The 19280-nt window shown below is 72.0% G+C and carries 15 protein-coding genes; 5 read left to right on the plus strand and 10 right to left on the minus strand.

What is annotated here, in order from left to right; translation table 11 throughout:
* The first annotated feature begins 45 nt into the window (after window positions 1–45).
* Window positions 46–1065 (plus strand): ABC transporter ATP-binding protein, encoded by a 1020-nt coding sequence (locus tag IH44_RS0114330; protein ID WP_157852312.1) that lies wholly within the window; start codon window positions 46–48, stop codon window positions 1063–1065.
* A 61-nt stretch (window positions 1066–1126) separates the two neighbouring features.
* Here the strand turns inward: IH44_RS0114330 and IH44_RS0114335 are convergent, their stop codons facing one another.
* The 10 genes from IH44_RS0114335 to IH44_RS0114380 form a co-directional block, all read right to left on the minus strand.
* Window positions 1127–2194, minus strand: coding sequence for an ABC transporter ATP-binding protein (locus IH44_RS0114335; RefSeq protein WP_030459908.1), 1068 nt, complete (start codon window positions 2192–2194; stop codon window positions 1127–1129).
* 10 nt (window positions 2195–2204) lie between these two features.
* Window positions 2205–3272, minus strand: coding sequence for an ABC transporter ATP-binding protein (locus tag IH44_RS0114340; RefSeq protein ID WP_030459909.1), 1068 nt, complete (start codon window positions 3270–3272; stop codon window positions 2205–2207).
* A gap of 64 nt (window positions 3273–3336) precedes the next feature.
* Window positions 3337–4314, minus strand: a complete 978-nt coding sequence (locus tag IH44_RS0114345; protein ID WP_030459910.1) for an ABC transporter permease — start codon at window positions 4312–4314, stop codon at window positions 3337–3339.
* 82 nt (window positions 4315–4396) lie between these two features.
* Window positions 4397–6163 carry an ABC transporter substrate-binding protein gene (locus IH44_RS0114350; protein ID WP_051816891.1) on the minus strand — a complete coding sequence of 589 codons (1767 nt, stop codon included), beginning with the start codon at window positions 6161–6163 and terminating at the stop codon, window positions 4397–4399.
* A gap of 89 nt (window positions 6164–6252) precedes the next feature.
* A complete protein-coding gene (locus IH44_RS0114355; protein WP_030459912.1) occupies window positions 6253–7296 on the minus strand; it encodes an ABC transporter permease in 1044 nt (347 codons plus the stop codon).
* A 497-nt stretch (window positions 7297–7793) separates the two neighbouring features.
* Window positions 7794–9518: an ABC transporter family substrate-binding protein gene (locus IH44_RS0114360; RefSeq protein ID WP_035955106.1), complete on the minus strand. Its 1725-nt coding sequence runs from the start codon at window positions 9516–9518 to the stop codon at window positions 7794–7796.
* Window positions 9519–9706: 188 nt separating this feature from the next.
* Window positions 9707–11971 carry a peptidoglycan binding domain-containing protein gene (locus tag IH44_RS0114365; protein WP_030459914.1) on the minus strand — a complete coding sequence of 755 codons (2265 nt, stop codon included), beginning with the start codon at window positions 11969–11971 and terminating at the stop codon, window positions 9707–9709.
* A gap of 295 nt (window positions 11972–12266) precedes the next feature.
* A complete protein-coding gene (locus IH44_RS0114370; RefSeq protein WP_063759609.1) occupies window positions 12267–12722 on the minus strand; it encodes a DUF6113 family protein in 456 nt (151 codons plus the stop codon).
* A complete protein-coding gene (mshB, locus tag IH44_RS0114375) occupies window positions 12719–13606 on the minus strand; it encodes an N-acetyl-1-D-myo-inositol-2-amino-2-deoxy-alpha-D-glucopyranoside deacetylase (protein ID WP_030459916.1) in 888 nt (295 codons plus the stop codon). The genes IH44_RS0114370 and mshB overlap by 4 nt, the downstream gene beginning before the upstream one ends.
* A 62-nt stretch (window positions 13607–13668) precedes the next feature.
* Window positions 13669–13863: a DUF2304 family protein gene (locus IH44_RS0114380; RefSeq protein WP_030459917.1), complete on the minus strand. Its 195-nt coding sequence runs from the start codon at window positions 13861–13863 to the stop codon at window positions 13669–13671.
* A gap of 243 nt (window positions 13864–14106) precedes the next feature.
* On the opposite strand from IH44_RS0114380, the gene IH44_RS0114385 reads away from it, so the two are divergent.
* The 4 genes from IH44_RS0114385 (at window position 14107) to IH44_RS0114400 (ending at window position 19276) form a co-directional block, all read left to right on the plus strand.
* A complete protein-coding gene (locus IH44_RS0114385; RefSeq protein WP_030459918.1) occupies window positions 14107–16224 on the plus strand; it encodes an alpha/beta fold hydrolase in 2118 nt (705 codons plus the stop codon).
* A gap of 132 nt (window positions 16225–16356) precedes the next feature.
* A complete protein-coding gene (locus IH44_RS0114390) occupies window positions 16357–17316 on the plus strand; it encodes an ABC transporter ATP-binding protein (protein ID WP_035955108.1) in 960 nt (319 codons plus the stop codon).
* The gene (locus IH44_RS0114395; protein ID WP_030459920.1) at window positions 17313–18035 is read left to right on the plus strand and encodes an ABC transporter permease; all 723 of its coding nucleotides are present in this window, start codon (window positions 17313–17315) and stop codon (window positions 18033–18035) included. Before IH44_RS0114390 ends, IH44_RS0114395 begins: the two co-directional genes overlap by 4 nt.
* An 8-nt stretch (window positions 18036–18043) precedes the next feature.
* A complete protein-coding gene (locus IH44_RS0114400) occupies window positions 18044–19276 on the plus strand; it encodes a sensor histidine kinase (protein WP_030459921.1) in 1233 nt (410 codons plus the stop codon).
* The last annotated feature ends 4 nt before the right edge of the window (window positions 19277–19280 follow it).

The raw sequence follows: 19280 nt of genomic DNA on the forward strand, positions 1-19280 counted from the left end.
CCGCTCGGGGCGACCACCCCCGAGGAGGTCGCGTTCGCCCAGGACGTGCCGCGCGGCGAACCCATCCTGGAAGTGCGCGACCTGCTCAAGCACTTCCCGCTCACCAAGGGCATCCTGTTCAAGAAGCAGGTCGGCGCGGTCAAGGCCGTCGACGGCGTCTCCTTCGACCTGATGCAGGGCGAGACGCTCGGCATCGTCGGCGAGTCCGGCTGCGGCAAGTCCACGCTCGCCAAGGTGCTGATGAACCTGGAACCCGCCACCGCCGGGTCGGTGAAGTACAAGGGCGAGGAGATCTCGCACCTGAGCGGCTCCGCGCTCAAGGCGGTGCGGCGCAACATCCAGATGGTCTTCCAGGACCCGTACACCTCGCTGAACCCCCGCATGACGGTGGGCGACATCATCGGAGAGCCGTACGAGATCCACCCCGAGGTGGCGCCCAAGGGCGACCGCCGCAAGGCGGTCCAGGACCTGCTGGACGTGGTCGGGCTGAACCCGGAGTACATCAACCGGTACCCGCACCAGTTCTCCGGCGGCCAGCGCCAGCGCATCGGCATCGCCCGCGGCCTCGCGCTCAAGCCGGAGATCATCATCTGCGACGAGCCGGTCTCGGCACTGGACGTGTCGGTGCAGGCGCAGGTGATCAACCTGCTGGAGCAGCTGCAGAGCGAGTTCAACCTGTCGTACATGTTCATCGCGCACGACCTCTCGATCGTCCGGCACATCTCCGACCGGGTCGGCGTGATGTACCTCGGGCGGATGGTCGAGATCGGCACCGACCTGGAGATCTACGACCACGCCACCCACCCGTACACCCAGGCGCTGCTCTCCGCGGTGCCGGTGCCCGACCCGAGCGCGCGGGAGCACCGGGACCGGATCGTGCTGACCGGCGACGTGCCCTCCCCGGCCAACCCGCCCTCCGGGTGCCGGTTCCGGACCAGGTGCTGGAAGGCGCAGGAGAAGTGCGCGAAGGAGGACCCGGCGCTGACCGTGCGGGACTGGCTGGAGGGGCGGGCCCGGCACGACTCGGCCTGCCACTTCGCCGGCGAGCGGGAGAACCTGGTCTGAGGCAACGGCGAAGGGCCCCACCGCGGAGCGGTGGGGCCCTTCGCCGTACGCGGCCGGGGGCTCAGACCTCGGCGCGCTGCGCGGGGACGGCCGGCGCGGCCTCCTCGGGGAAGTGGCAGGCCGTCAGGTGGCCGCCGGCGTTGCCGGAGAGCTGGATCAGCGGCGGCTCCTCCACCGAGCACTTCTCCTGCGCCTTCCAGCAGCGGGTGCGGAAGCGGCAGCCCGACGGCGGGTTGACCGGGGAGGGCACGTCGCCGGTCAGGCGGATGCGCTCGCGGTCGTCGTCCGGGTCGGCCTCCGGGACGGCGGACAGCAGCGCGTGGGTGTACGGGTGCCGGGGGGACTCGTACAGCGACTTGCGGTCGGCGATCTCGACGATCTTGCCGAGGTACATCACCGCGACGCGCTGCGAGAAGTGCCGCACCACCGACAGGTCGTGGGCGATGAACAGGAAGGCGATGCCCAGCTCGCGCTGCAGCTCCTGGAGCAGGTTGACCACCTGCGCCTGGATCGACACGTCCAGCGCCGAGACCGGCTCGTCCGCGACGATCAGCTTCGGGCTCAGCGACAGCGCGCGGGCCACGCCGATGCGCTGGCGCTGGCCGCCGGAGAACTCGTGCGGGAAGCGGTTGTAGTGCTCCGGGTTGAGGCCGACCGTCTCCAGCAGCTCCTGCACCCGGCGCTGCACGCCGCCCTTCGGGTTGATGCCGTTGATCTCCATCGGCGCGCCGATGATCGAGCCGACGGTGTGCCGCGGGTTCAGCGAGGAGTACGGGTCCTGGAAGATCATCTGGATCTCGGACCGGATCGGCGCCAGCGCCTTGCGGTCGGCGTGCGTGATGTCCTGGCCGGCGTAGCGGATCTCGCCGCCGGTCGGCTCCAGCAGCCGGGTCACCAGGCGGCCGGTGGTCGACTTGCCGCAGCCGGACTCGCCGACCAGGCCCACCGACTCGCCGGGGAAGACGTCCAGGTCCAGGCCGTCCACCGCGTGCACCGCGCCGACCTGGCGCTTGAACAGGAAGCCGTCCATCACCGGGAAGTGCTTCTGCAGGCCCTTGAGCGACAGCAGCGGGTCGCCGGGGGCGACGGCGGCCGGGGAGGCCGGCTTGAGGGTCAGTTCGTTGCTCATGGTGTCCCTCTCAGCCGAGCCGGGGCTTGATCTGGTCGATGAAGATGTCCTGCCGCTGCGCCGCGTTCAGGTGGCAGGCGGCGGCGTGCCCGGTGGCCGGGGAGAGCGCCGGGCGCTCCGAGGTGCAGCCGCCGCCGATGACCTGCTCGCGGTAGTCGCAGCGCGGGTTGAACGGGCAGCCGGACGGCAGGTTGATCAGGCTCGGCGGGGTGCCGCGGACCGGCCGCAGCGGCACGTCCACGTCGCCGGTCAGGCTCGGCATCGAGGCCAGCAGGCCCCATGTGTACGGGTGCTGAGGGGCCTTCAGCACCTCGCGGACGGTGCCGCGCTCCACGGCCCGGCCCGCGTACATCACCATGATGTCCTGGGCGGTCCGGGCGACCACGCCCAGGTCGTGGGTGATCAGGATGATCGCGGTGCCCATCTCCTGCTGGAGGTCCTTGAGCAGGTCCAGGATCTGGGCCTGCACGGTGACGTCCAGCGCGGTGGTCGGCTCGTCCGCGATGACCAGCTTCGGGTCGCAGACCAGCGACATGGCGATCATCGCGCGCTGGCGCATGCCGCCGGAGAACTGGTGCGGGTAGTCGTCGACCCGCAGGGTGGGCTGCGGGATGCCGACCTTGGTCAGCATCTCGATCGCCCGGTCCCGGGCCTCCTGCTTGGAGGCGCCGGTGTGCTTGCGGAAGGTCTCGCCGATCTGCTTGCCGATGGTGTGGAACGGCGACAGCGCGGTCAGCGGGTCCTGGAAGATCATCGACATCTTCTTGCCGCGGAGCTTCTCCAGCTCGCGGTTCGAGGTGCCGATCAGCTCCTGGCCGTCCAGCTTGATCGAGCCGGTGATCTCGGTCCGGTCCGGGTTGTGCAGGCCCAGCACGGCCAGGTTGGTCACCGACTTGCCGGAGCCGGACTCGCCGACGATGCCGAGCGTGGAGCCCGGGGCGACGTCGAAGGAGAGGTTGTCCACGGCCCGGACCACGCCGTCCTCGGTGCTGAAGCGGACCGAGAGGTCGCGGACTGAGAGGAACGGCGTGCCGCCGCTGCCGGCGGATGCCTCCTCGGGCTTGGCCAGGGTGGTCATGGACTGGGCTCCTCGGTGCGGTACGTGAGGTCGGGACTGCTGCTGGTCGGCCGGGGTGTGGCCGTCAGGCCAGGCGGATGCGCGGGTCGATCAGGGCGTAGGCGGCGTCGACGATGATGTTGAAGAAGACGATCAGGGTGGCGGCCACCACGGTGACGCCGACCAGCAGCGACAGGTCGGAGTCGTTGAAGGACTGGATCGCCAGCTGGCCCAGGCCGTGCAGGCTGAAGGTCGTCTCGGTGATGATGGCGCCGCCGAGCAGCACGCCCAGGTCGATGCCGAAGACGGTGACGATGGTGCCCATCGCGCCGCGCCAGGCGTAGCGCATGAAGACCGAGGTGCCGGACATGCCCTTGGCCCGGGCGGTCCGCACGTAGTCCTCGGACAGCTGCTCGACCATCGAGGAGCGGGTCATGCGGGTGTAGTTGGCGGTCCAGATCAGCGACAGCACGATCCACGGCACCAGCAGGCCGCCGGCCCAGCCGATCGGGTCCTTGGTGAACGGGACGTAGGTCGGCAGGTCCAGCAGGTCCGTGCTGTAGCAGAGCACCCAGAGCGCGAGCGGGCCGGCCACGTAGATCTGCATCGAGGAGGCCAGCAGCGAGAAGGAGCTGGCGATCTTGTCGGCGGCCTTGCCCTGCTTGTGCGCGGCCAGCATGCCGGTGCCGATGCCGAAGACCAGGAAGATCACGGCGGAGCCGACGGTCAGCGACAGGGTGGTCGGGAAGCGGTCCGCGAGGATGCCGCCGACCAGCTCCTTCTTGTCGAAGGAGTAACCGAAGCACGGGGCGCCGCAGTGCACGCCGTTGAAGGTGCCGCCGGTGAAGATGGTGCTCAGCCAGTTCCAGTACTGGACCGGCCACGAGTGGTCGAAGCCCATGTCGTGCCTGATCAGGGCGAGGTTCTCGGGCGTGCAGGTCTTGCCGCAGTAGAGCCGCGCCGGGTCCGCCGGGATCGCGAAGAACAGCGCATACGTGACCATCGAGACGATCAGCAGGATGACGAGAGCGCCGAGGGTTCGGCGGACGAGGAATCGGAGCATCGGACGGGGCTCTCCTGATCGGGGCGGGACACCGGCAGATCGTGCCGGTGCCCCGCCGTGAGCTACTGCTCGGTGACGACTACTACTTGACGTAGATGTTGAGCGGGGACTGCAGGCCGGCCAGGGTGTCGAACTTGACGCCGCCCAGGCCCGAGCCGTAGAGGCTCAGCGAACGCTGGTAGACGTCCGGGATCGAGACCGCCTTGTCCTGCAGCTTCTTGTCGATCGCGGCCCAGGCCTTGCCCTGCTCCACCGGGTCGGCGACCTTCACCGCGGCGTCGATCGCCGAGTTGATCTCCGGGTCGTTCAGGTGGGCGTAGTTGGAGGCACCGTCGGCGATGGCGCGGCCGTCCCAGACCGGCTGCAGCGAGGTGTAACCGGTCGGCCAGTCGGCGCCCCAGCCACCCCAGTACAGGTCGTACTCGTTGTTGGTCAGGCCGATGGCGTCGTAGTAGGTCTTCGAGTCCAGCGGCTTCGGGACGAACTTGAAGCCGGCCTTCTCCAGCGCGTCGCGGATCGCCTCGGTGACCTTCTGCTGCACCGGGGTGTTGTTGTACGCGTAGACGATGGGGGTGCCCACCGCGTTCGCCTCGGTCAGCAGCTGCTTGGCGGCGTCCGGGTCGCCCTGCGGCTTCTTGAGGATGCCGTACGGGTCGTAGGACTCGTAGCCCAGGACGGTCGGGCTCATGTACGCGGTGGCGTAGTCACCGTAGGAGGTGCCGCCCTGCAGCTGGCGGGTCTGCTGGTGCGGGAACGCCTTGATGAGCGCCTCGCGGACCTTCTGGTCCTTCACCCGGGTGTTGTTGATGTAGTAGTAGTCGACGTACGGGGTCAGGCCCTCGAGGGTGCGGGGCTTGAGCTTCTCGTCGGCCTTGACCTGGTCGATGTAGGTCGTGTGGACCTGGTTGTGGAACGAGAAGGCGTTCTTGTCGTCGCCGTTGTCCGCCATGAAGCGCTCGGTGGACTGCTGGGCCTGGACACCGAAGGTCATGTGCCACTTGTCCGGGTAGGCGTTCCGGATCGGGTCGGTGGCCGGGTCCCAGTTGGGGTTGCGCTCGAGGTCGAGCGAGCGGTCGGTGACGTGCTCGACGATCTGGTACGGGCCCGAGGAGAACGGCTTCTTGTCGTACTCCTCCTTGGTGTCGTTGGCCCGCGGCACGATGCCGTAACCGGTCATCGCCAGGGTGAAGTTGGCGTCGGTGTGGGCCTCGGGGAAGGTGATCACCACGGTCTTGTCGTCCGGGGTCTGCACCGAGTCCAGGCTCTTGCCGCCGTAGGGGCCCTCGTACGCCTCGCGGTACTTGTCGCCCGACAGCCAGGTCTGGATGTAGGTCGGGCCGGACTTGATGAACGAGGCGTAGGTGCGCTCGATCGAGTACTTGACGTCCGCCGAGGTGATCGGGGTGCCGTCCTGCCACTTCACGCCGTCCTTCAGCGTGAACTTCCAGGTCTTGCCGCCGTCGGTGGTGGTGCCGGTGTCGGTGGCGAGGTCGCCGACCAGCTTCTGCGAGCCGTCCGCGGCGGTCTTGTAGCCCGTCAGCTGACGGGTGAACAGCAGCGAGACCTCGCTGTTGTAGTTCATGTAGATCTGGGCCGGGTCGAGGTGCGAGAAGTCGTCGCGGTCGATCATGTTGACCGTGCCGCCCTTCTTCGCACCCGGCTCGGCGACGGCCGGACCCTTCGAGTCGTCGGCGGTGCCGACCGAGATCGTGGTGGTCTTGACCGGGGCCTTGGAGGCGCCGGCCTTGGTGCCGTCGCTGTTGCTGTGGCCGCTGGAGCACGCCGTGGTGACGGTCAGGGCCCCGGCCACGAGAATGGCGGCCGCGAGCCGCGTCTTGCGAGAGCTCATCTTCATCCTGCCTGGGATAGTTGTGCGGAAATCTTCGTGGGTGTGCCCGGGGCCTGGCTTACCCGTCCCCCCGGAGTCTTGAGGACCTGTCAGCGGTTGGTCTTCGGGTCGAACGCGTCCCGGACGGAGTCGCCGAGCAGGTTGAAGGCCAGAACGAACACCACCATGGCGAGGCCCGGGAAGAGCAGGAAGGTGACGTCGGTCCGGAGGTAGTTGGCGGCGTCGGCGATCATGCGGCCCCAGTCCGGGGTCGGCTCGGAGACACCCACGCCGAGGTAGGAGAGGCCGGCCTCGGCGGTGACGAACGCCGGCAGCGCGAGGGTGGACTGCACCAGGATCGGGGTCCACAGGTTGGGCAGGATCTCCTTGAAGATGATCCGCATCGGGGAGGCGCCGGTGACCTTGGCGGCCTCGATGAACTCCCGCTCGCGGAGCGACAGCGACACACCGCGCAGGATGCGGGCCAGGCCCATCCAGCCGAGCAGCGACAGCACGGTGGTGACCGCCACGAAGGGCAGCCAGCCCGGGTTCTTCTCGTTCGGGCTGACCAGCAGGCTGGTGACCACCGGCATGCAGGCGATCAGGAAGATCTGCGACGGGAACGACATCAGGACGTCGATCACCCGGCCGATGAAGTAGTCGACCTTCCCGCCCAGGTAGCCGGCCGCGATGCCGAGCGCGACACCGATCACGGTGGTCAGCAGCGAGGTGGCGACCGCGATGATCAGCGAGGTGCGGATGCCGTAGATCAGCAGGGTGAGGACGTCACGGCCGAGGCCCGGCTCGAGGCCGAACCAGAAGTCGCCGCTCATGCCGCCGTTGGGGCCGGTGGGCAGGCCCGAGTCGGTCAGCAGGGACACGTCGTCCTGGCCGTAGTGCGTCTCCGGGTTCTTGCCGTACAGCATGGAGATGACCGGGGCGAGGATCGCCACCGCGACGAAGAACAGCACGATGCAGGCGCTCACCACCCCGGTGCGGTCACGGAGGAAGCGGCGCCACATCAGCTTCCCGGGCGAGAGGCCGCGGAAGCCCGGATCGGCGGGCGTGTCGGCCGTGGCGTTGTCCGCGTGGTCCGACGTCGACCCGGGACGGGAGGTGTTCCCGTCCGTCGTGGCCCCAGTAGGCGTCGTCATGGTGCTAAAGCTCCCGACCGTGGTCCGTGCAGAAGCAAGGAGTAAGAACTTGGATGAATGGACTCTTGCAAGTCGTTTATCGAACGTCAAGAGTTCCCCAGTTGTCGGGGGCCCATTTCCTCCTTCGTGCTGGAATGTCAACCACTTCGTAGTTCTCGGACTCTTGACATCGACTCAGCGAGACGGTCAAAACCGGACAAACCCGAGCATGTGGCGTTCACATGTCCGTAACGATGCACGGTCAGCTCCGTTATCTGGACGCCGAGTTCGAACCCGTGATCACTTGACGCGCGTAGATCAAGTGTCCGTTTTGGCGGCCTTCAGGGCAAATGGCAGTCGCAATTGAGTGTCCGATTATCGGACATCGCTGTTTTCGGGCATGGCGGGGCGAATTCATGGGTAGGGGTCACCCAATTCGGGCGGCCCGGGGGGAGTCGCCCGACTGGCATTTTCTCGCCATTGGCGAGACTTCGCCGCGGCCGTTACTGCCGCGGTTGTTACTTCATCAGCCCGATGTTCTCGTAGACCACATCGCCGAGCCCGGTGGCGCCGATGTTGGCCAGCTCCTTGCGCACCCCGTAGATGGCCGGCCGCTGGTACAGCGGGACCAGTCCGGCGACCTGCCAGGCCTCGGTGTCGGCGCGGTTGAGCGCCGCCGTCTCGTCGTCCACCGTGTCGGCCTTCGCGGCGTCCGCCATCGCCTTGTCCAGCGTCTTGCTGCCGACCTGGGCCCAGTTGGAGCCGGAGTCCTGCTGGAAGGTGCTGATCGAGTTGGAGACCGGGAAGGGCGTGCCCAGCAGGGAGAAGGAGGTCAGGTCGAAGTCGTGCTTGTAGATGTAGCCGTCGAAGTACTCGCCGGCCGGCACGGTCTGCACCTGCACGGTCACCCCGACCGCGGCCAGCATCCGGGTGACCTCCTCGCTCTCGTTGGCGGCCAGGTTGTTCGCGGCCGGCGCCACGTAGCGCAGCACCAGCTCCTTGCCGTCCTTGCCGCGCACGCCGTTCGGGCCGGCCTTCCAGCCCAGCGAGTCGAGGGTGGCCCGGGCGGTGTCCGGGTCGAAGCGGCTCAGGCCGTTCGAGTTGTCCTGGTAGCCGTGCTGGGAGGGCACCAGGAAGTGGTTGTTCATCGGCACGTACGGCCAGTCCAGGCCGGCCAGGTCGGTGCGGGTGATCTCGGCCCGGTCGATCGCCTGGATCAGCGCCTGGCGCACCCGGGCGTCCTCCAGCAGCGGGCTCCTGCCGTTCAGCACCAGCTGGCGCAGGTTGGGGCCGCCCGCCCGGCGGACCTCGCCGCCCGCGGTGGACCGGATCAGCTTGTAGCCCTCGGTGTTGGGGCCGTTGTTGTAGAAGTCGACCTCGCCCTTGGCGAACGCCTCCGGCATCGCGCCGGTGTCGTACGCCCTGAAGACGATCTTGTCCAGCAGCGGCTTGTCACCCCACCAGCCCGGGTCGGCGACCGCGGTGACGGTGCGGGTCTTCGGGTCCATCGAGCCCACCTTGAAGGGGCCCGCGGTGACCGGGATGCGGTTCTTGAAGGAGGTGTTGAACAGCTCGGGGGTGGAGACGTACCGCTCGGGCAGCAGCGGGGCGTTGCCGGCGTTGTTGAACATCGCCTGCCACTCCGAGTACGGCTCCTTGAAGGTCATCACGGCCTGGTAGTCGTCCTGGCCGCGGACCACGCTCTCCACCTGGTCGAAGCCGTTGGTGGTGGCGGTCTTGTACGCCGGGTCCTGGCCGCCCAGCGCCTGCCAGTTCGCGCGCAGGTCGCGCCAGGTGATCGGGGTGCCGTCGGACCAGTGCGCCTTCGGGTTCAGCGTCCACACCACGACCTGCTTGCCCTGCTGCAGCTCGCTCCTCACGTCGGTGAGGTACGCCGGGTTCGGGGTCTGCACGCCGCCGGCGTCGGAGCGCCAGAAGGTCGGCAGCAGCGCCTTGACCACGTCGTTGGTGGACGCCTCGGAGCCGTCCGCCTGGACCGGGTTCCACTGGGTGGAGTACTGGTCGATCGCCCAGGTCAGGGTGCCGCCCTGGCGCAGCTCGGCGCGCGGCCGGGCGTTCATCTCCTGCTGGGTCATCCGCGGCGCGTCGCCGCCCGCCCCGGCCGCGGCGGCCGGGGGAGCGCCGGCGGCGGAGCCCGCGGTGGAGCTGCACGAGCAGAGCGCGACGGACAGCGCCGCCACCGTGGCGGTCAGGGCGAGCGGGAGGAAGCGGGGTCTCGGCACGCGGCACATCTTGCGTACCGGTGAACTGACTTGTCGACCTGCGGCGGATCAAGTATTGGTAACGCGACGTGGCCGCCCGGTTGCGGCGTCCGTTTCGTCCCGTTCCGTGACGCCAGTGGCGAGGATTCGCCAGCGCGGCCGGGGCGCCCGGTGGGGCACCCCGGCCGCGCCGGTGCGGTGACGGAGCGTCAGGCCGGGATCTTGACCGTGCGGTCCTTGCCGGTCTTCGAGACGCCCTGGCCGATGGCGTCCGCGACGTCCTGCGCGGTGATCGGCCCCTGCTGGCCGTTGTGGGTCGTCTTCACCTTGTCGAAGACGGTGCCGACGGCGGCGGCCAGCTTGTCCAGGTCCCACTTGAGGACCACGGTGCCGGACGCGTCCGGGGCCAGCACCAGCGCGTCGGCGGCGGTGTTGCGGCCGAAGGCGAACTGCTTGCCGCCCGCGGTGACCGTGACGTTGCCGTTCAGCACCTGCTTGCCCAGGTCGTCGGCGGCGGCCTGGAGCGCGTCCTGGCCGACCTTCGGCTGCGCGTCGGCCACCGGCAGCGCCACCTCGGTGTCCGCCTGGCCGGCCGCCCGGCCGCGGTACGCCTGCTCGACCAGGTCGGCGGCGGCCGCCGAGTCCAGCGCCTTGCCGCCCGCGCCCGGGACCACCTCGGTGCCGCCGCTCTTGGTGAACCGGACGTAGCCCTCCTGGAGGCTCTGCCCGGACTTGGCGCCCAGGTCGTCCAGCGCGGCCTTCAGCTTCGCCCGGTCGACCCGGACCTGCGGCTCGACGGCCTTGGCGCTGCCGGTCAGCGAACCCAGCACCTCGACCGGGTTGTAGCTGTGCTTGGTCAGCGCGTCCACCGTCGCCGTGGTGTCGAAGCTCAGCCCGGCGCTGGCCGGGTCCAGGGTGGCCGACTGGTCGCCGATCTTCACCCGGATCGGCTGCTGCCCGGCCTTGCCGACCGAGCCGTCCAGCGCGGTCACCGCCTGGTCGCGGGAGTCGCCGCCGATGTCGGTGCCCAGCACCGTGGTGCCCTTGGGGATGTCCGACTGGTTCATCATCAGGCCCGCGCCGTACACGGCCGCGCCGAGGAACAGCACGCCGCCGAGACCGGTCACGACCAGCTTCCGGCCCCGGCCGCCCTTCTTCCGGGCCGCGGGCTCCTCCTCCTCGGCGGCCTCCCGGGCCGCAGCCGCCGCGGCCGCCGCCTCGGGCGACGGCTCGCGCTTGGGCGTCGCGGCCCGCGAACCGCCCGGGAACGGCTGCGCCGCGGGCAGGTCGGCGAACCGGCCGCCGCTGCCGTCGCCGGCCGGGCGGGACTGGGCCTGCGCCGGGGACTGGGACTTCGGCTCCTCGGCGAACGGGTCGCCGCCGTTCGGGGACTTCAGGAACAGCTGGGTGGTCGGCGGGTCCGATATGGCGGCGCCCGGGGCGGGCTCCTCGCCGGTGACCGGGTCGAAACCGCCGATCTGGGTGTCCTCCGGCTCCCCGGCGGCCCCCGTCGCCCCGGGGCGCTGCTCGCCGCGCGGACCGGGACCGGCGGCGAACGGGCCGGCCTGGGCCTGGCCCTGGCCGGGGCGCGGGGCGGTGAACGGGTCGTCGGCGGCGGCCGCCGCCCGGTTCGCGCGGCGAGCAGCGTCCTGCGGGTGCTGGGCCTGGGCCTGCCGGCCCGGCTGCTGGGCGAACGGGTCCTGCGCGAACGGGTCCTGCGGGCCGGGCGCGGCCATCGGCTGCTGCTGGGCCCGGCCCGGCCGGCCCGGCTGCTGCCCGAACGGGTCCTGGGCGAACGGGTCCTGCGCGGCGGCGGCCTGGAACGGGTCGCCCTGCTGCGGCAGCGGGTGGCCGCCGGTGCGCGAGGACACCGCCGGGTCGGCCGGGGCGAACGGCGAGGCGGGCGCGCCGGACGGGCGCGGCGCAGGCTGCTGGGCGGCCTGCGGGGCCCCCGCGGCGGGCTGGGCCGGCCCCGCCGGGGCGGCGGCCGGGGCGGGCTCCGGACGGCCCTTCTGGCGCGGCTTGAACCACTCGCCGGTGGAATCCGACTCGGACGCCTTCGCCGCGGCCTTGGGCGCGGCCGGCTCCTGCCACTCCGGCGGCAGGGTCGGCGGGGTGCCGGTGCGGCCCCCGCTGTCCATCACGCCGAGCACCGGGTCGCCGGCGCCGCCGCGGTGGCGCGGCCCGGACGGCTCGGCGGGCTGCTCGTCCTTGACCTTGCTCTGCACCACGACCGGCGGGATCGGCCGGGAACCGGGGATGTTGATCCGCACCCGGGTGGTCAGCGTGGTCTCCGTCGTCTTCGGCGCGTCGGCCTCGTCGGCGCGCGGACCGGGAGCGGTCCGTCCGGCGGCCGGGTCCGCGCCGAGCCCACCGGGCACACCGGTGCCGTACGGCGGGGTGCCCGACGGGTACGCGTCGGGGCCGCCGCGGCGGGGCTGCGGTTGGGCGTTGTCAGATTCGCGGCTGCTCAATGCTGCTCTGCTCCGGGTTCGCGGCCGGGCCGGCCGGGCCGTCCGCTGCGTATGGGGCGGGTGACCACCGGACGACGGCGTGCGGCCGTGCGGCGGGCTACCGGCCCCGGGGACATCAGCTGTTCACGTGTCGGCTGCGGCGAGCGCCCCCGCCACGCGAGTGGTGCCGAAGCTACCGTCCGACCCGGCCGGGCCGGACGGTGGGGTGGCCCGCCGGGGCACCACCTTACCGACAAGGGTTCCGGGCCGGAGGACGACCGGGGGATCCCCTTGGTCCGGATCACCCCGGTATGCGCTAGCGGTCGCCGCCCCTGACGGTCCGTCGGGGCTCCGGCGCCGGTACGCCGAACAGGAAGCCGGAGCGGGTCGGCAGGGTCGCGCAGACCACGCCGAGCACCGCGCCGCCGAACAGGTACAGGTACGCGGACGGCGTCGCGGAGAGCACCAGGTCACCCTCCGGGCGGGGCGCCAGCAGCACCGCCAGCACCAGGAACCAGCCGCCCAGCGCGCACCCCGCGCCGAGCTTGGTGCCGGTCGCCCGCAGCCCGCCGTAGAACAGCCCGGCGCAGGCCGCCAGCGCCAGCACCACGCCGAAGCCGCCCCACAGGGTCTGCACGAAAGCTCCGCACACCGACACCGCGGCGCCGAGCAGGAACAGCAGCACGTACACGGCGACCCGGACGCCGCGCGGCGGCATCCGCTCGGCCAGGCGCTGCTCGCGGGTGCCGAGCAGGGCGTGCAGGAACCTCACAGCTCCACCCCCGCGAACAGGTCGGTCTCCGGGGCGCCGGGGCCGAGCGCGCCGCGCACCAGTTCGTAGTGCTCGGTGGCCAGCAGCGGCTGCCCGAGGTGGTTGCTGAGCGCGAAGTGCCGCCCGGCCACGGTGATCTGGGTGGCGTGCGCGCGCATCGCGGCGGCCTTCGCCCCGGCGTGCGCGGCGTTGTCCAGGACGGTGGTGACCGTCCGGTCGTCCACCACGCCCGGGATCTGGTCGACCGGGGCGGTGCCCTCGAACGGCGCCTCGGCGGCGGTGGTGGCCAGCGCGGCCTCGATCACCGAGCGGGGCATCCGGTTGTAGTAGACCTTGGCGATCCGCCAGGGCGCGCCCAGCTCCGGGCCGAAGGCCGGGTCGGCGGCCAGCTCGTAGCCGCGCAGCGCCACCCGGTGCGCCTGGATGTGGTCGGGGTGGCCGTAGCCGCCGTTCTCGTCGTACGTCACCAGCACCTGCGGCCGGACCTCGCGGATCACCGCGGCCAGCAGGCCGGCCGCCTCGTCCACGTCCGCCCGCCAGAAGCAGGACGGGTCGTCGTTGTCCGCGACGCCCATCATCCCGGAGTCCCGCCAGCGGCCCGGGCCGCCCAGGAAGCGGTGGTCGGTGACGCCCAACTCGCGCATCGCGGCGGCCAGTTCGCCGATCCGGTGCTCGCCCAGGGTGTTGTCGCGGCCCTGCTCCAGGTGGGCCAGCTCCGGCGGGATCACCTCGCCGCCCTCGCCCAGCGTGCAGGTCACCAGGGTGACCCGGACGCCCTCGGCCGCGTACCGGGCCATCGTGGAGCCGTTGTTGATCGACTCGTCGTCGGGATGGGCGTGCACCAGCAGCAGCCCGCGCGCGTCGGCCGGAGGTACGGAGGTCATGTCCGGCAGCTTAACGGCCCGCCCGGAGGGGACTCCCCAGGCAGGCCCACGCGCACCGCGGACTAGAGGTTCAGGCCGTTGAGCATCCCGGCCAGGTTGGCCGTCACCTGCTGGATCGACGGCGCGATCGAGCTGGACGCCAGGTAGAAGCCGAGCAGCGCGCACACCAGCGCGTGGCTCACCTTCAGGCTCGACCGGCGGACCAGGACCACGACCACGACCAGCATCAGCACGACGGCGGAGACGGACAAAGCCATGACGGCTCACACCCTTCCTCGGGTGCGCGGCCCCGGGGACGGGGCAGCGGGCGGAACGATGGTCCACTGATACCCGATCGGTGACGCCGAGGTGACGTTCCGTGAGCCCGCCCGGGGTGTCGCGCCCCGGGCGCGGCCCGCTGCGCCCCCGGTCAGCGGCCCTCCGAACGGCCGTACCCGGCCGTCCGGGCGGGCTGCGCCGTCCGGGTGATCACCGGCGGGCGGGGCCGTAGGGTCGACCGCATGACGACCGAGAAGCCGCACGACACCTTCCCCCGGCAGTACGCCCGCACCGGGCGGTTCACCGCGGGGGCGCCCCGCTCGTTCAGCGTCTCCCCGGACGGCGCCCGGGTGCTGTTCCTGCGGGCCCGCCCCGAGGGCCGGCACGGCAACCTGCTGTGGCGGCTGGACGTCTCCACCGGCGCCGAGAGCGTGCTCGCCGACCCCGAGGTGCTGCTCGGCGGCGGCACCGAGGAGCTGTCCGACGCCGAGCGGGCCCGCCGCGAGCGCAGCCGGGAGACCTCCGCCGGCATCGTCGGCTACGCCCTGGACGCGGCCGGGCGCACCGCCGTCTTCGCGCTCTCCGGACGGCTGTTCGTGGTCGACACCACCACCGGCGCGGCCCGCGAACTGCCCGCCGCCGCCCCGCTGCTGGACCCGCGGCCGAGCCCCGACGGCACGCAGGTCGCCTACGCCACCCCCGGCGGCGAGCTGCGGGTGACCGCCGCCGACGGCAGCGGCGACCGGCTGCTGGCCGGGCCCGAGGGCGACGGGATCAGCTGGGGCCAGGCCGAGTTCATCGCCCAGGAGGAGATGGGCCGCACCCGCGGTTACTGGTGGGCCCCCGACGGCAGCGCGCTGCTGGCCGCCCGGGTCGACGACACCCCGGTGCGCCGCTGGTGGATCGCCGACCCGGCCAACCCCGGCCGCACGCCGGCCGAGATCGCCTACCCGGCGGCCGGCACGCCCAACGCCGAGGTCGGGCTGTGGCGACTCGGCCTGGACGGGGAGCGCACCGAGATCCGCTGGGACCGCGCCGCGCACCCGTACCTGGCCCGGGTGCACTGGTCGGCCGGCGGGCCGCCGCTGCTCCAGGTGCAGGCCCGCGACCAGCGCGAACAGCTGGTGCTGGCGGCCGACCCGGCCACCGGGGAGACCTCGGTGCTGGTCACCGAGCGGGACGCGGACTGGCTGGAGCTGTTCGGCGGGGTGCCGGTGCGCCGGGCCGACGGGGAACTGGTGCGGATCACCGACCGGGACGGCGTCCGGGTGCTGACCGTCGGCGAGAAGGCGCTCACCGACGCCGGGCTGCACGTCCGCTCGGTGCTCGGCACGGACGGCGAGCGGGTGCTGTTCACCGCCTCCGCCGGGGCCGCCGAGTTCGAGCGCCGCCCGCCCGGCTGGCTGGGCGTCTTCGAGGCCGGCCCGGACGGCGTGCGGGAGGTCGGCGAGGGCGCGCTCGGCGCGGTGCGCGGCGGGGGCACCACCGTGCTCACCACCGCCGACCCGATGCGCCCCGGCACCACCGTCACCGTGCACCGCGCGGGCGCCGAACCGCTGGTGGTCGCCTCGCACGCGGCCACCCCGCTGATCGCCGCCCGGCCGGTGTTCCGGTTCGCGGGCGAGCGGCGGATCCCCTGCGCGGTGCTGCTGCCCACCGGCTACGACCCCGACGTCGACGGGGAACTGCCCGTCCTGATGGACCCGTACGGCGGCCCGCACGGGCAGCGGGTGGTGCAGGCGCACAACCCGCACCTGGTGTCGCAGTGGTTCGCCGACCAGGGCTTCGCGGTGATCGTCGCGGACGGGCGCGGCACCCCCGGGCACAGCCCCGGCTGGGAGAAGTCGATCAGCCGGCGCACCGCCGAGGTCTCCGTCGAGGACCAGGTCGACGCGCTGCACGCGCTCGCCGAGGAGTTCCCGCTCGACCTGGCCAGGGTCGCCGTCCGCGGCTGGTCGTACGGCGGCTACCTGGCCGCCGCCGCGGTGCTCCGCGCACCGGACGTCTTCCACGCCGCGGTGGCCGGCGCGCCCGTCACCGAGCACGACCTGTACGACACCCACTACAGCGAGCGCTACTACGGCGACCCGAACACCGAACCCGAGTCGTACGCCGCCAACTCGCTGGTGGAGATGGCCCCTTCGCTGCGCCGGCCGCTGATGATCGTGCACGGTCTGGCCGACGACAACGTGGTGGTCGCGCACAGCCTGCGGCTGTCCACCGCGCTGCTCGCGGCCGGGCGCCCGCACACCGTGCTGCCGCTGTCCGGGGTGACCCACATGACCCCGCAGGAGCAGGTCGCGGAGAACCTGCTGCTGCTCCAGGTGCGGTTCCTGAAGGAGGCGCTCGGCCTGCTGTGACGGCCCTGTCACGGCCCCGCCCGTGACATCCGTCATGCGGACGTCACGACGGCGGGCACTGCCGCGGCCACCCCCGTCCCGGGGAACCTGGAGGAGTCGGAGAGAGACGGCCCTCGAAGGGACTTGGTGCAGATGGCGACGGGAACGGGGGAGGTCGCGGCCTTCCGGAACGTCAGCAAGAGCTACGGCCGGGTGAAGGCGGTGAACGGCCTCGACCTGGTGCTGCGACCGGGCGAGACGGTCGCCCTGCTCGGCCCCAACGGCGCGGGCAAGTCCAGCAGCCTCGACCTGCTGCTGGGCCTGCGCGAGCCGGACAGCGGCACGGTCGAGCTGTTCGGCGGCACCCCGCGGGCGGCGATCGCCGCCGGCCGGGTCGGGGCGATGCTGCAGAGCGGCGGCCTGATGACCGACGTCAAGGTCCGCGAGATCGTCGAACTGGCCTGCAAGGTCCACCCCCGCGGCCACGGCGTCGACGAGGTGCTCACCACCGCCGGGATCACCGAGATCGCCGACCGGCGGGTCGACAAGCTCTCCGGCGGCCAGGAGCAGCGGGTCCGGTTCGCCCTCGCGGTGGCCGGCGCCAACGACCTGATCGTCCTGGACGAGCCCACCACCGGCATGGACGTCTCGGTCCGCCGCCAGTTCTGGGACGCCATGCGCGCCCAGGCCGACGCCGGACGCACCGTGCTGTTCGCCACCCACTACCTGGAGGAGGCCGACTCCATCGCCGACCGGGTCCTGGTCCTGCACAAGGGCCGGCTGATCGCCGACGGCTCCTCCGCCGAGATCAAGGCCCGGGCCGGCGCCCGCCGGATCGGCTTCGAACTCCACCCCTCCGACGGCGGCGGCTTCGACGAGGCCCTGCTGCGCGCCCTGCCCGGCACCGTCGGCCTGGACGTCAGCACCCGCGCCGACGGCGTGAGCACCGTCCGGATCCGCTCCGCCGACGCCGACGCCGGCGTCGCCGCGCTCTACAAGGCGGGCCTGTACCCGCGCGGACTGGAAGTCACCAGCCTCGGCCTGGAACAGGCCTTCCTGACCATCACCGGCGAGCAGGACCGGGCCGAGAACGAAGAGGAGAACGCGCGATGACCACCCTGGTCCGGCTGGAGATCCTGCGCACCCTGCGCAACAAGCGGTACCTGATGTTCACCGTGCTCTACCCGGCGCTGCTGTACGTGTTCTTCATCAGCGCCTACGGCAGCGGCGGCACGGTGGCCGGCGGAGTCTCCGTCAAGTCGTACTTCATGGTCTCGATGGCCACCTTCGGCGCGGTCGGCGCCGTCCTGACCGGCTCCGCGCAGCGGATCTCGCTGGAGCGCAAGAGCGGCTGGACCCGCCAGCTGCGGCTCACCGCCCTGCCCGGCCGGGCCTACACCCTCGGCAAGATCGCCGCCTGCGCGGTCACCACGCTGCCCGCGATCCTGGTGGTCTTCGTGATCGGCGCGATCGAGGGCGTCGACCTCACCGCCGCCCAGTGGCTCGGCCTGGGCGCCGCGCTCTGGCTCGGCAGCTTCGTCTTCGCCGCGCTCGGCGTCGCCCTCGGCTACGCCGCCGAGCCGGACGCCGTCCAGCCCGTGGTGATGATCGTCTACATGCTGATGGCGCTGTTCGGCGGCACCTGGTTCCCGGTCAGCGACTCGCTGAAGGCCTACGCCCGGTTCAACCCGGTCTACGACTACAACCAGCTGGCCTCGTTCATCCACGGCCAGGGCGTGGCCGGCCTCCCGATCGCCGCGCTCGCCGCCTTCCTGGCGCTGTTCACCGCCGCCGCGGCCTACCTGTACCGCAAGGACGCCCGGCAGGCATGATGTCCCGCATGCAGACGTCCGCACCGGCCCGCCACCCCGACCAGACCGGGGAGGACGGGCCGGAGGGCCGTTGGACCACCTACCCCGGCGTGCCGGTGGACACCCGGCGGCAGCTGCTGGCCAAGCTCGCCTGGACCTCCATCTGGGCGCTCTACCTGGCCTACCCCGTCCAGGACCTGACCACCGGTCAGCACACCCCGGCGGCGAGCGTGGCCGGAGCGGTCGCGCTGGCCGTCTTCCTGGCCTGCTACCTGTCGCTGATCGTGATCCGCAACCACCCGGGCTTCCGGCAGGCCAGGCGGTACCTGCCGCTCGCCGCGATGGCCGTGATCGCCGTCACCACCTCGTACACCCTCGGCGAGGCCTGGCTGACCCTGTTCACGTACACCTCGGTGTGCGCCGCGGTGATCCTGCCCGGCCGGCTCGGGCTGGTCGGCGTGCTCGCCACCACCGGCGTCTTCGCCGTCGTCGGGCTCACCAGCCGCTCCGACACCGAGACCCTGGTCAGCATCGGCCTGCCCTGCCTGATGGCCGGACTCGCCATGCTCGCCATGCAGCGCCTGGTCGCCACCATGCGGGAGCTGCGCGAGGCCCGGGCCGCCGTCGCGCACCTCGCCGCCTCCGAGGAGCGGCTGCGGCTCGCCCGCGACCTGCACGACCTGCTCGGCCACTCGCTCTCGCTGATCGCCATCAAGGGCGAACTCACCGGACGCCTGATGGATGCCGGGAAGGCCGAGGCCGCCCGCGCCCAGGTCGCCGACATCGAACAGGTCGCCCGGCAGTCCCTGGCCGACGTCCGCAGCGCCGTCAGCGGCTTCCGCCGCCCCACCCTGCCGGTCGAACTCGCCGCCGCCCGCACCGCCCTGGCCGCCAGCCAGATCGAACTCGACGCCGACCCCCGGCTCGCCGAGGACCGCCCCGGCCTCGGCACCGAGGAGTCCGGCGTGCTCGCCTGGGCGCTGCGCGAGGCCGTCACCAACGTCGTCCGGCACGGCGCCGGGGCCACCCGGTGCGCCGTCCACCTCGACGAGACCTGGGAGGAGGACGGCCGCTACGCCGTCCTGGAGGTCGTCGACAACGGCGCCGGCCCCGGCAAGTCCGCCGCCGGCAACGGCCTCAGCGGCCTCGGCGAACGGCTGGCCCAGGTCGGCGGCCGGCTGGAGACCGCCGCCGCCAACCGCGGCAAGGGCTTCCGGCTGCGCGCCCTGGTGCCGCTGCGGCCCGGACCCAGCGGGGAATAGGCTG

It is taken from the genome of Kitasatospora sp. NRRL B-11411, from assembly GCF_000721345.1.
Classification (GTDB): domain Bacteria; phylum Actinomycetota; class Actinomycetes; order Streptomycetales; family Streptomycetaceae; genus Kitasatospora; species Kitasatospora cineracea.